Genomic DNA, 12,426 nt, shown 5'->3' with positions numbered 1-12,426 from the left:
TATCCTTTCCGTTCGATTATGTTTAAGAGGCCTCTGTTGCGATCGCCTCCTGAACGATCCACCGTTCGAAGGACTTGATCGCTGCGGATCCAGCGCGTGCCTCGGGATAGGCCAGGTAGTAGCCGCTGTTGGTTCTAACGTGCAGGCTCAGCGGCGCGACCAGGCGTCCGCTCCGCAGGTCATCCTCGATGAAGGCGCGCTGGGCCATAACGACCCCGAGTTCGTCGATGGCGGCCTGATAGGCAAGGGCGGAGTTCTCGAACTTCAGGCCCGTGTTGCCGTCGACCTCGGAAATCCCCGCCGCCCTCAGCCATGCGGGCCAGTCGTCCGGGCGGTGCATGGAGCAGAGCAGGACATGCCGCGCCAGATCGCCCGGGTCCCGCAGGCCGCCGCCGGCCGCCAGCAGACCGGGGCTTGCGACGGGCGTGAGCATCTCGCCGAACAGCCGACGAACGACGGCGCCGCGCGGCGGCTCCTCGCCCGAATGGATGCAGAGATCGGCTTCGTCGCGGCTGAAATCCACGGGCTGGTGCGATGTCGTGATCTGGACATCGATCTCGCGATGGCGCGCGTGGAATCGGGCCAGGCGGGGCACAAACCAGCGGATCGCGAATGTTGGCGGAAGCTTGATGCGTAACCTGTTCTCGTTCGGCTTGGTCATGGCCCGCCGGGTGCCCGCCTCAAGCTGGTCGAAGGCGTCGCGGACCGCGACCGCATAGGCAACCCCTTGCGGCGTGGCTTCGACGCCTCGGCGCAACCGGACCAGGAGCTTCACGTCGAGCCAAGCCTCGAGTTGGCTGACGTGGCGCGAAACTGCGCCCTGGGTGACGCTCAATTCATCCGCTGCTCGCGTCAGGCTGCCATGGCGGACGGTGGCCTCGAACGCCCGCAGGGCGTTCAAGGGCGGCAAAGTTCTAGCCATCTGCTCTGACTTTTCATCAGTAGTGCGGCTGATATTGTGGGTATGCAGAAGCCAAGCGCACCTCTAGCCTTGTTGCAAGTCAATAAAATGCGCTCCAGCGAGGACGCCGCCGGCAGCCTTCAAGCTGACGCGTCAGGAGGAAAATTCATGGCATACGGCTGCGCCCGCTGTGGCGCCCTGTGGGTCGTCCGGCTCGCTTCAAGCTCGATCACGCGCGCACTCCGCCATGGGTGAGCAATCTCCCGCCACCTTGTTCGAAAAGATTTGGAAAGCGCATCTCGTGCGCCGGCTCGATGACGGACGCGACCTCATCTTCGTCGACCGGCATGTGCTGCAGGAGACCACCAGCGCCGTTGCGTTCGATGGCCTCAGGCGCGCCGGGCGCGCCGTACGTCGCCCCGACCTGACCATCGCGACCCAGGACCACATCGTTTCAACGGAGCCGGGCCGAAACGAAGACACCAATCTGGGCGGTCGCGAGTTGCTCGGGCTGATGCGGGGCAACGCCTATCGCAACCGGATCCGGCATTTCGGAGTCGAAGACCCGCGCCAGGGTATTGTGCACGTCATCGCGCCCGAGCTTGGCGTGGCGTTGCCCGGATGCATCCTCGCCTGTGGCGACAGCCACACCTCCACGGTCGGGGGCCTCGGCGCCCTCGGCATCGGCGTGGGAACGAGCGAGGTCGAGCACGTGCTGGCGACCCAGACGCTGGCGCTCGCCCGCCCGCGCGCCATGCGGATCCGCTTCGAAGGGATCGCGTCCCACGGGATCTCGGCCAAGGACCTGATCCTACGGGCGATAGGAACGGTCGGCGTCGCCGGCGGACGCGGTTGCGCGGTGGAGTACGCCGGCCAGGCGATCGAGGCGCTGTCCGTCGAAGGCCGCCTCACCATCTGCAACATGTCGATCGAGTTGGGCGCCAGGCTCGGCCTGATCGCGCCGGATGAGAAGACCGTGGCGTATGTGCGCGGCCGGGAGTTCGCGCCGCGCGGCGAGGACTTCGAAGCGGCCGTTCGGTTCTGGCTCCGCCTCGCCAGCGACCCCGAAGCGTCGTTCGAGCTCGACGTAACGATCAACTGCGCCGGCATGGCCCCGCAGGTAACCTGGGGAACGACGCCCGAAGACGTGGCCGGCGTCGATGGCCACGTGCCCGATCCCGCCCGGATGGGCGATGCCAGCCGTCGCGAGGCTGCCGCGAAGGCGATCCGCTACATGGACCTGGAGCCCGGGACGCCGCTGGAGGGTATCCCGGTCGACATCGCGTTCATCGGCTCGTGCACCAACGCCCGCCTTTCGGATCTCGAAGCCGCCGCGGCCCTTGTGCGCGGCCGCAAGGTGGCGCCGGGCGTCAAGGCCCTTGTGGTGCCGGGCTCAATATCGGTGAAGCGCGCCGCCGAGGCGCGCGGGCTCCATCACGTTTTCCGGGACGCAGGCTTCCAGTGGCGCGACGCGGGATGCTCCATGTGCGTGAGCATCAACGAAGACGTCGCGCCGCCGGGATCGCGCTGCATCGCCACAACTAACCGCAATTTCGAGAACCGCCAGGGCCCGGAAAGCCGCACCCATCTGGCGAGCCCGGCGACTGTCGCGGCCGCGGCGCTGGCCGGGCGCATCGTCGACATCCGCAAGGGGCCGCACGCATGAGAAACCCTGTCGCGACAGTAACCGGCCCGATGGCCCCGATGCTGACGCCCAACGTCAACACCGACCAGATCATCCCTTCCGCCTGGTTGCGCACGGCCACGGCGGAGCTGGGCGAGGGCCTGTTCGGGGCCCAGCGCTACGACGAAGCCGGGCGGGAACGGCCGGGCTTCCTGCTAAACCGGCCGGAGTTCCGTAACGCCCGCATCCTGCTCGCGGGCGAAAATTTCGGCTGCGGCAGTTCACGGGAGGCGGCCGTCTGGGCCCTGGTCCAGTTCGGCATCGGTTGCGTGCTGGCGCCGAGCTTCGCGGACATCTTCTACGAGAATGCGTTCCGGAACGGCCTGGTGGCCGGCATAGTGGACGCGGCGACGTTCCGGGCGCTCGAGCAGGCGTCTCCCGGCGGCGCAGGCGCGTTTCGCGTCGATCTCGCGTCCGCTACCGTGACCGCGCCGAGCGGCGAAAGCTTCGGCTTCACGATCCCGGCGTCGCGCGCCCATGCGCTGATGCGGGGGGACGACGAGATCGCGATCACGCTGGCCTTTGAAAGCGAGATCGAAGCCCATTACGACCGGAGCCTCGCCTCTTCGCGCTGGCTCTTCCCCGACCACCTCGTGGAGCGCCAAGCCTCATGACCCGCGCGACCATCCGGCAGGCCCTCGCGGCCGAAACCCCGTTGATCACGCCGCTCGCGCATGATGCGCTTTCGGCCCGGCTGATCGAGCAGGCCGGCTTTCGCGCCTTCGCGATCGGCGGCTCCGCCCTCCTGGCGGCCCGCCACGCCTATCCGGACATCGGGCTGATCGGCCTGTCCGACATGGTGGCGGGCGTACGCGACATCGCGGCGGCGTCCACCCTGCCCTTCTTCGCCGACGCGGACGACGGCTATGGCGACGTGAAAAGCGTGGCGCGGCTGGTGGAAGCCTATGAGGCGATCGGCGTCCGCGGCTTTCTTCTCGAGGACCAGGACCGCGACAGCAAGCAGCAGCGCGCCGATAGGGCGGCCGCCGTGGTGGACGAGGCCGTGATCGAGGCCAAGGTGCGCGCGGCGCTGAGCGTCCGGTGCGATCCCGAGACCTTCGTGGTGGGCCGCACGGACGCATATGGCCCGCTCGGGCTCGACGCCGCAATGCGGCGGGCGGAGCGCTTCCTCGCGCTCGGGGCCGATGGCGTGTTCGTCGCCGGGCTGAAGTCGGAGGACGACTACCGCCGCGTCGGCTCCGCCTTCCGGGGATCCTTCCTTTCCGCCGCCATGTTCGAAGGCGGCGACACGCCGTGGATTAGCCCCGCCGATCTCGGCGCAATGGGATTCACTCAGGTGTCGTTTCCCGCAAGCCTCATCTTCCGCGTCGTCGCCACGATGCGCGAGACCCTGGAGGCGCTGCGCCGACATGGCGACGGTTCTCAGCCACTCCAGGTCTTCGCCGGCGGCGCCGCCGCGCGGGCGACGCTGGACCGAGCCGTCGACCTGGAAAGATGGCGCGCCATTGAGCGGGACCACAAACCCGCCTGAACCGACTAGACTGCAACGAAATGCGCCCGGCGCGGCGCATCGATCCGCGAGAAGACGGACGAAACGGGAGGAAACGACATGCACGGAACCACGATGCGCCCTTTGCTGGCCGCCGCCTGCCTCGCCGCCATGCTGGCCGGCGCACCGGCAGGCAAGGCGGAAGAGATCGTCGTCAGCAATTACGGCGTGTCCGCCAACGGCATGCCCTTCGCGGTTGCGATGGAGAAAGGCTACTTCAAGGAGGAGGGCGCCAATGTCACGGGCATCCTCTCCAGCGCCGGCGGCGGCACCACGCTGCGCAACATGCTGGCCGGCTCCGCCCCTTACGCCGAGGTCAACCCCAACGCCGTGATCGCGGCCGTGCAGCAGGGCGCGGACATCAAGTTCATCAGCGACAACGTGCTCACGGTCGCGGAATTCGTCTGGGCCGTGAAGCCCGACTCGCCCATCAAGTCCGTCCAGGACCTCAAGGGCAAGAAGATGGGCTACACCAACCCGCGCTCCACCAGCCAGGCCCTCGCCACCCTCGTGCTGCAGTCCGGCGGCCTGACCGCCAAGGACGTCGAGTTGGTGAAGACCGGCGGCTTCGGCGAAGGCGTGGCCGCACTGGACATCGGGCTCGTCGACATCGCGCCCATTCCGGAGCCCCTCTGGGCCAAGTTCAAGGACAAGTACCGGGCGATCGCCAAGGCCTCCGACATGCTGCCGCCCATCGCCAACGTGCTTGGCGCGGCGTCGGGTTCGGCGGCCGCCTCCAAGGGCGACTTCATCAAGGGCGTCATCCGGGCGCGGCGCCGCGCCGTGGAGTTCATGAAGCAGAACCCGAACGAGGCCGGCGACATCATCGCCAAGGTCTACAATCTCGAACCCGAAGTGGCCCGCGCATCGGTCACCGCCCTGGTGGGCAGCAAGACGGATGGCGTAGACTATTGGGGCGCCGGCCAGTTCCACATGAATGGGCTCAAGAAGGCCATCGAGGTTCAAAAGATGGTGGGCGCCATCACGGGAGACGTGGACGCCGCATCGCTGGTTGACACCCAGTTCCTTCCGGAAGACCTGAAGGCTCTGAAATGAGGGACGTTCCGACCGCTCAGGTCGCATTGCGGGCGGCCGAGAAGGTGTTTCCGCCTTCCGGCCGGGGCGGCGCACCGGTGCATGCGCTCGGGCCAATCGATCTTGAGCTCCGCAGGGGGGAATTCTTCGCAGTGGTCGGCCCTTCCGGCTGCGGCAAGTCCACCTTGCTGGAACTGATCGCTGGCCTCGCCACGGTGACCAGCGGTGAGGTCTCCTATGAGGGCGCGCCGATCAGGGGCGAGATCCCGGACGGTGTCGGCGTCGTCTTCCAGGAAGACGCGTCCTTTCCATGGCTCAGCGTGCGGGACAACATCGCTTTCGGTCTCAAGCGGTTGCCCCTTGCGCCTCATGAAAAGCAGCGCCGGATCGACCGTGCGCTGGCGATGATGGGTCTCATTCCTTTCGCGGACGCTTATCCGGCGCAGCTGTCCGGCGGCATGCGCCAGCGCGTCTGCATCGCCCGCACGCTGGTGACAGAGCCCAAGCTGATCCTGCTCGACGAGCCCTTTGGCGCCCTCGACCAGCAGACGCGACTGCTGATGGGCGACGAAGTGCTCGACCTCTGGCGCAAGACCGGCGCGACCGTATTCCTGATCACCCACGCGCTGGACGAGGCCGCCATGCTGGCCGACCGCATCGGCGTGATGTCGGCCCGGCCCGGCCGCCTGATTGACATCCTCGAGACTGGTTGGGCGCGCGAGCGCGACAGCAAGATCGTCGAGCAGGAGGCGTTCGGCGCCGTCACGGCGCGCCTTTGGCGCTCGTTGCGCGAGGAATCCATGAAGTCGCTCGGCCACGCGGGCGCGGCCGCATGACACGCGCAGGACTATGGCGGACGGCGTTGCTGGTCGGCGCCCTCGCGGCGCTCGAGGCGCTGTGCCTGTTCGGCGTCATCGACCGCATCACGATGCAGCCGCCCCACCGCATCCTGATGGATTTGTGGAAGCTGCTCGCCTCCGGCGCGCTCAACGCCGCCATCGCCAAGACGCTTGGCAACGCCGCGATCGCGTTCGCGATCGCGATGGCGCTGGGCGTCGCGAGCGGCCTGGTGATCCATCGCTTCCGGCGCGTGCGCGACACGCTGGATCCGCTATTCGCGACCTACTACGCCATCCCGGTCTTCGCGTTCTATCCGCTGCTGATCGTGGTGCTGGGCCTCGGCGACGCGCCGCAGATCTTCATCGGGGCGATGCTGGGCGTCGTCGCCGTGATCGTGAACACGCTGAACGGCCTCGACCGCGTGCCGCGCGTCCTGATGAAGACCGCGCGGGTGTCGCGCCTGTCGCCCATCCAGACGGCGCTCCAGATCACCCTGCCCTGCGCGGCTCCTTCCATCATGACGGGCGCGAAGCTCGCCGTGGCCTATTCGCTGATCGGCATCATCGGGGCCGAGTTCATCATGTCCAATGGCGGCATGGGCTACGAGATAAGCTTCGCCTACACGAACTTCGACAATGCGACCATGTACCCGCTAATCGTCCTGATCCTGTTTGTGTCGATCACCATCAACATGCTGATCGCCCGCTGGGAGAAGGTCCTAATGGCGAGACGAGGCCTGGCATGACGCGCTTTGCGAACGGCTCCCTGCGCAACACCCTGACCTTACTATCCGTGATCCTCGTCGCGTGGCAGGCGCTCTACTGGATCGTTGGCGACGTGGCGCTGCGCTCGCCTGCGCAGACCGCCGTCTTCATGGCGAAGTTCATGGGGACGCCGCTATTCGTGCCGCACCTCGCCGAAACCGCAAAGGCGTTCGGCCTGGCTCTGCTCTTGGCGATCGCCATCGGGCTCGCGACCGGCTTCACGCTTGGCCTCAACCGCTTCACGTGCGCCGTGTTCGAGCCCGTGCTGGTGGCCGTGTACTCGATCCCGAAGATCACCCTCTATCCGATCCTCCTCCTCATGTTTGGGCTGGGCATCGCCGCCAAGGTCGCATTCGGAGCGATCCATGGCGTGATCCCGATCGCGCTATTCACCATGGCGGCCGTCCGCAACGTGCGGCGCGTCTACATCAAGACCGGGCGTGTCATGCGCCTGGGGACAGCAGACGCCATCCTGAGGATCGTCATCCCGGCCGCCATGCCGGAGATCTTCACGGGACTGCGCATCGGGTTTTCGTTGACGCTCATCGGAACCCTGCTCGGCGAGATGTTCGCCTCGCAGCGCGGCCTGGGTTTTCTGCTGATGAACGCGATCGGGCTGCACAATGTCGAGCTCATCCTGGCTTTGACGGTGCTTCTCGCCCTCTTCGCCGGCCTGGCGAGCGGCGTCCTGCTGAGCATCAACAAGCGCCTGCAATCGCCCGTGTGAGTGCGGGACGCCAGGGCGATAGATCGTAGGAATTCAGAGATTGAGTTCGCCCTCCGGATCACCTTAAGGACAAGATCCCAGCGTTGCCGTTGTCAGGCGGCCTCGACGTGAGCCTCGGCCTTACGGTCTGCGCCATGGTGGAGCATGGGCTCGGCGTGGGCGTGGAGAGTTCCGAGACCGCGCGGGCGGGCTCCGGCGTGGAATTCGGGCCGTTCTCGCCGCGGCTTGGCGCGCCGATCTACATCCGGCAGCGCAATCGGCAGGCCAGCGGCGACGCCGAGGCGTTCAGCGCCAGCCTGCAGCCGCCGCCGCCGTTCCGCCCGCCGAGGGCGTCACGCCAGCCGGCCGGCGAGCCGGACCCGTTGACCGCCGGGGCCAAAGCGCCTCGGCGCGCCGGCCCGCTCGCCGCCTGTCAGTACGTGGCCCTCCCGCCGGAGATGTCGAAGACGCCTCCGGTCGAAAAGGAGCAGTCGTCCGAGCATAGCCAGGCGACCAGGCGGGCGACCTCGTCCACCTCGACGAAGCGACCCGCCGGGATGCGGGCCTCGATCTCGGCGCGGCGCTCCGACGAGATCAGCTTCGCCATGGCGGTCTCGGCCGCGGCCGGCGTCACCGCCGTGACGACGATTCTCTCACGCGCGGTCTCCTTGGCCAGCGTCTTGGTGAGCGCCAGCAAGGCCGCCTTGGAGGCCGCATAGGCCCCGGCGAGCGGCATTCCCTCCTTGCCCTGGATGGACGACATGTTCACAACATGGCCCCGCAAAGGCCGGGGCTGCTGCCGCAGCATGCGCCCCACCACCGCACGGGCGACCAGATAGGAGCCGACGAGGTTGACCTCCAGCACGCGCCGGAAATCGTCGGGCGACGTCTCCCAGAGGGGCTTCACCTCGCCGAGCACGCCGGCGTTGTTGACCAGGGCGTCGATCCGGCCCGCGGCGGCGAAGGCGGTCACCGCGGCCTCCACCTGCTCCTCGGCCGTGATGTCCACCACGCGCGCGCTGACGCGGTCCGGCCCGAGCTCGGCCCGGGCGGCCTCCAGCCGGTCCTGCGACAGGTCCCAGAGCTCCACCACGGCGCCGCCGGCCAGCAGCGCCCGCGCGACGCCGACGCCGAAGCCGCCGGCGCCTCCCGTTACGATGGCGCGCTTGCCGGCGAGGTCATAGGCGTTCATCGGGTCACCCCGCCGTCCAGGGCGTTTTCAGCCGGCAATATTCCAGCCGGTAGACGCCGATGACCGGCTCGCCCCGGATCTCGACGCCCGGGACGCGCGACAACGCATCGGCGGCTGCCCTGACGTCCTGCGGCCCGCAGCCCTCGACCAGGATGGCGCGTTCGGGCGCCGCCAGGATGTCGGTCCGGTCGCGGCTCTCGGCCGTCCGTTCGCCGGAGGCGGCGTCGTCGGTGAGGCAAAGATGCAGGCCCGTCAGGCGCGGCGACGCCGCGAGCCGCGGCAACGCCTCCTCGGCGAGGATGCGCTCAGCCTCCGCGCGGCGCTCCGGCGCGAGGTCGAACCGCAGCGTGGCGAGCGAGCCCCCCTGCCCTGGGCCGAAGCTGGCCCGCACGCGGGTCAGGGCGCGGGAGGTGTTCCTGAAGCCCTGCGTCGCCCGCTTCGTCCAGGGCGTCGGCGCATTCAGGCGGCGCTGATAGTCGTCTCCCACCAGGACCTGCGGCGTGTCGGTCTCGTAAAGGGTGAAGAACTCCGGCGCCGTCCGGTCGTCGTCGCGGACATAGCGCCGGCCGCGCCGAAATCCGGGGATCCCGACGCGCTCCGGCATGTGCTCGGCGAGGTGCCAGGCGTAGAAGTCGTCCCGGCCCTCGGGGGTGATGTCGTTCCAGATCAGGACCGCGCCTTCGCCAGCCAGCATCTAATGGTCCTCCCGTCAGGCGCCCCGCCTCACGATCCGCTCTTGCCCGCGAACTCGTTGGTGAAGAAGGCGTCGGCCGCCTTGTCGGTCTGGAGGTCCTGGTACTGCTTCATCAGGTCGACCGTGTCCTGCCAGTCCTTGAGGGCGAATTGCCCCATGGGGAGCGACTTCGTCGCCTCTGAGGCCATCAGGCCGATGCCGGCCTTGAGCTGCGCCATGGCGAGATCGGCGTCCATGTCGGGCTTGACCTTCTGGCCTGCCTTGACCGACGCCTCCGGCTCCTTCAGCGCCGCCTGGAAACTGCGCGTGGTCGCCTTGACGAAGCGGCGCACGAGGTCCGGATTGGACTTGAGCGTCTCCTCGTTGGCGATGATCGTCAGCCCGACCGTGTTCACCCCGTTGGCGGCGTAGCCGAAATCGACCAGCGGCACGCCCTGGCGCGGCAGGGTGATCGACTGGTTGTCGAGGCCGGCCATCAGGCCCTCCGCCTTCTTCTCGGCCACGGCCACCATCTTGCCCGCGCCCTCGACGCGCAGGATCTTGACCTTGCCTCCGTCAACGCCGTTCCGGGCGAAGAGCGCCGGCAGCAGCTGCAGGCCGGCCTCGCCGGGCGCGCTGGCGACCGTCTTTCCCTCGAAGTCCTTGAGCGTCTTGATCCCGGCGTCGGCCCGGGCCGACAGGGCATAGGGCGACGAGTTCGTCACCGCCATGACGGCGCGCACGGGCGCGCCCTTGCTGACGCCCGCCACCACCGAGCCGCCGTCCGCCAGCCCGAAGGTGTCCCCCTTGGCGCCGACGGTCTGGACCGCCCGCACCGAGCCCTGGCCCTCGCCGATGGTGAGGTCGATCCCCTCGTCCTTGTAGTAGCCGCGCTCGACGCCGAGATAGAACGGCGTGTGGAAGCCATAGGCGATCCAGTTCAGCCGGAAGGCGACCTTGTCCTCAGCCGAGGCCGGCCCGGCGAGCAGCGTTGCGGCCAGCAGGCCCCAGATGGCGGCGCGTGTCATGTGATCCTCCCCTCGTGGTCTTTCATGGGTTGCCGGACAGGTCCGGCTCCGTCGTACGGCGAGAGACATGCCATGGGATGGCGATCCGCTCGATCGCTTCCACGGCGCCGTAGAGCGCCAGGCCCATCAGGCTGATCACCAGGATGGTGGCGAAGGCCATCGGCGTGTCCATGTTGTTGGAGTAGCCGACGAGGAGATAGCCGAGGCCCCGGTCGGAGGCGACGAACTCGGCCACCAGGGCCCCGGTGGCCGACAGGGCGGCCGACACCTTGAAGCCCGTGAACAGGGTCGGCAGCGCGTGCGGCAGCTGCACCTTCCAGAAGATGCGCCCGGCTCCGGCGCCGGTGGCGCGCGCAAGGTCGAGGATGTCCGGGTCGACCGAGCGGAAGGCCGAGACCGCGCTGACCACGATCGGGAAGAACGACAACAGGAAGACCAGCAGCACCTTCGGCAGCAGCCCGTAGCCGAACCAGATCAGGAAGAGCGGGGCGACCGCGATCTTCGGCACGATCTGGAGGAAGACGATGACCGGGTAAAGCGTGTCCCGAAAGGCCTGCGAGAACGCCACCAGGAGCGCCAGAAGCACGCCGACCGCCACCGCCAGGACGTAGCCGATCAGCATGGGCTGCAGCGTCGCGAGCGCCCCGTCCAGCACGGTCGGCAGGCGCGCGACCATCTGGGTCATCACCACAGAGGGCTTCGGCAGGATGTAGGGTTTCACGCCGAGCACGAGGACGGCGGCCTCCCAGACGGCGAAGATCGCCACGAACGTGGCGGCAACCTTCCAGTGGTCGAGCACGAGCCGGCGCACAGCGCTCATTCCCCGGCATCCTCCCTGCCCCGCTTCGCGGGTGTCCCTGGCTGTTCGGCGTGACAAGCGTTTGACGCGGCCCGTCCGCGCTCGATACATTGAACATCGTTCCATAAAGGACGGGGTTCCGCAACATGCGGGTCGTGAAATCTCAGCTCCACAGCGCCCTGGATCTTATCGAGGCGCTCTCGCGGGCGGCGAGTCCCTGCGGCGTGTCAGAGCTTGCGGGCCAGCTCGGCCTTCCCAAGAGCGGAGTCCACCGCCTGCTGGGCCAGCTCGTCGACAAGGGCTGGGCCGAACAGGACCCGGCCACCCACCGCTACCGGCTGACCCTGCGGTTCGCCCTGATGGGCAAGCGCATGCTGGCGCAGGCGCGCATCGAGGAGATCTGCCAGCCGATCCTCGACGCGGTGGCGCGCGAGACGGGCGAACTCGTCCGGCTATCCTGCGTGCAGGACCGGCGCCTCGCCTGGCTGGGCTCGGCCCAGGGCGCCCCGCCCGGCCTGATGTACGCCCCGTCGATGACAGGGCGCATCCCGCTTCACGCCACCGCCAACGGCAAGGCCTGGCTCTCGACCCTGCCGGAGGGCGAGGCGGTCGGGATCCTGCTGCAGGACGGCCTGGACGACACCGGCGCGAGCGGCCCCAACGCGATCCGCGACCTCGACGGCCTGATTGGGGAGCTTCGCCGGACGCGCGAGAGGCGCTGGGCCATCGCGCTGGAGGAGGCCGAGCCAGGCATCGTGGCCATCGCCGCGCCGATCATCCCCGGCGGCCAGACGGCGATCGGGGCGGTGAGCGTCGCCGGACCCGTCCAGCGCATCCCGCCCGCGCGCCATGCGGAGCTGGCGACCCTTGTGCAGGCCGCGGCCGCCGAGCTCGCCGACCGCTGGCCAATCCCCGTCCTGTCCGCCGCTCCCCGGAGAACCGCCTGATGGCCATCACGCTGCGCAATGTCGGCAAGACCTACCGCCGGGGCGGCATGGTCACGCACGCTCTCGACCGCGTCGATCTCGACATCGCCGAGGGCGAGTTCGTCGCCATCGTCGGCCCATCCGGTTGCGGCAAGTCCACCCTGCTGCGGCTCATGTCGGGGCTGCTCGCCGCCAGTTCGGGCGAGATCGTGGTGAACGGCGCGCCGGTGACGCGCCCCAGCGGCGAGATGGGCATCGTGTTCCAGGCCCCCGTGCTGCTGGACTGGCGCAGCGTGCGCGAGAACCTGCTCTTCCAGATCGAGATGCGGGGCCTGCGCAAGGCCGACTACGCGGCGCGCGCCGACGAG

General features: G+C 68.5%; 14 protein-coding genes. 9 read left to right on the top strand and 5 right to left on the bottom strand.

All coding sequences use genetic code 11. From position 1 onward, the window contains the following. Window positions 1–22: 22 nt before the first annotated feature. Window positions 23–922, bottom strand: a complete 900-nt coding sequence (gene gcvA, locus ACYVO7_RS24060) for a transcriptional regulator GcvA (protein ID WP_460452308.1) — start codon at window positions 920–922, stop codon at window positions 23–25. Between the two features lie 226 nt (window positions 923–1,148). Between gcvA and leuC the strand changes: the two genes are divergently transcribed. From leuC to ACYVO7_RS24025, 7 genes are all read left to right on the top strand, one after another. Further along, window positions 1,149–2,567 (top strand): 3-isopropylmalate dehydratase large subunit, encoded by a 1,419-nt coding sequence (gene leuC, locus ACYVO7_RS24055; protein WP_460452328.1) that lies wholly within the window; start codon window positions 1,149–1,151, stop codon window positions 2,565–2,567. After that, entirely contained in the window at window positions 2,564–3,199 is a 636-nt protein-coding gene (gene leuD, locus ACYVO7_RS24050) for a 3-isopropylmalate dehydratase small subunit (RefSeq protein WP_460452307.1), read from the top strand. Before leuC ends, leuD begins: the two co-directional genes overlap by 4 nt. After that, window positions 3,196–4,077: an isocitrate lyase/PEP mutase family protein gene (locus ACYVO7_RS24045; protein ID WP_460452306.1), complete on the top strand. Its 882-nt coding sequence runs from the start codon at window positions 3,196–3,198 to the stop codon at window positions 4,075–4,077. Before leuD ends, ACYVO7_RS24045 begins: the two co-directional genes overlap by 4 nt. Before the next feature lie 78 nt (window positions 4,078–4,155). After that, a complete protein-coding gene (locus ACYVO7_RS24040; protein ID WP_460452305.1) occupies window positions 4,156–5,151 on the top strand; it encodes an ABC transporter substrate-binding protein in 996 nt (331 codons plus the stop codon). Next, window positions 5,148–5,966: an ABC transporter ATP-binding protein gene (locus ACYVO7_RS24035; RefSeq protein WP_460452304.1), complete on the top strand. Its 819-nt coding sequence runs from the start codon at window positions 5,148–5,150 to the stop codon at window positions 5,964–5,966. The genes ACYVO7_RS24040 and ACYVO7_RS24035 overlap by 4 nt, the downstream gene beginning before the upstream one ends. After that, entirely contained in the window at window positions 5,963–6,715 is a 753-nt protein-coding gene (locus ACYVO7_RS24030) for an ABC transporter permease (RefSeq protein WP_460452303.1), read from the top strand. Before ACYVO7_RS24035 ends, ACYVO7_RS24030 begins: the two co-directional genes overlap by 4 nt. Then, window positions 6,712–7,461: an ABC transporter permease gene (locus ACYVO7_RS24025; protein ID WP_460452302.1), complete on the top strand. Its 750-nt coding sequence runs from the start codon at window positions 6,712–6,714 to the stop codon at window positions 7,459–7,461. The genes ACYVO7_RS24030 and ACYVO7_RS24025 overlap by 4 nt, the downstream gene beginning before the upstream one ends. A gap of 412 nt (window positions 7,462–7,873) precedes the next feature. Here ACYVO7_RS24025 and ACYVO7_RS24020 read toward each other — a convergent pair whose 3' ends face one another. From ACYVO7_RS24020 to ACYVO7_RS24005, 4 genes are read right to left on the bottom strand one after another with little or no spacing between them, the layout of a single operon-like run. Next, a complete protein-coding gene (locus ACYVO7_RS24020) occupies window positions 7,874–8,632 on the bottom strand; it encodes an SDR family NAD(P)-dependent oxidoreductase (protein WP_460452301.1) in 759 nt (252 codons plus the stop codon). 4 nt (window positions 8,633–8,636) lie between these two features. Then, window positions 8,637–9,326 (bottom strand): hypothetical protein, encoded by a 690-nt coding sequence (locus tag ACYVO7_RS24015; RefSeq protein WP_460452300.1) that lies wholly within the window; start codon window positions 9,324–9,326, stop codon window positions 8,637–8,639. Window positions 9,327–9,355: 29 nt separating this feature from the next. After that, window positions 9,356–10,333, bottom strand: a complete 978-nt coding sequence (locus tag ACYVO7_RS24010; protein WP_460452299.1) for an ABC transporter substrate-binding protein — start codon at window positions 10,331–10,333, stop codon at window positions 9,356–9,358. 22 nt (window positions 10,334–10,355) lie between these two features. Further along, the gene (locus ACYVO7_RS24005; RefSeq protein ID WP_460452298.1) at window positions 10,356–11,153 is read right to left on the bottom strand and encodes an ABC transporter permease; all 798 of its coding nucleotides are present in this window, start codon (window positions 11,151–11,153) and stop codon (window positions 10,356–10,358) included. A gap of 125 nt (window positions 11,154–11,278) precedes the next feature. Between ACYVO7_RS24005 and ACYVO7_RS24000 the strand changes: the two genes are divergently transcribed. Together ACYVO7_RS24000 and ACYVO7_RS23995 are read left to right on the top strand one after the other, a co-directional pair. Continuing rightward, window positions 11,279–12,079, top strand: a complete 801-nt coding sequence (locus ACYVO7_RS24000; protein WP_460452297.1) for an IclR family transcriptional regulator — start codon at window positions 11,279–11,281, stop codon at window positions 12,077–12,079. Then, window positions 12,079–12,426 (top strand): ATP-binding cassette domain-containing protein (locus tag ACYVO7_RS23995; protein ID WP_460452296.1); only part of this gene is annotated, 348 nt, incomplete at its 3' end. The genes ACYVO7_RS24000 and ACYVO7_RS23995, both read left to right, overlap by 1 nt.

This window comes from Alsobacter sp. SYSU BS001988 (assembly GCF_054796215.1).
The sequence above is the reverse complement of the archived record's forward strand: the minus strand, read 5'-3'. Positions and strand labels throughout refer to the sequence as shown.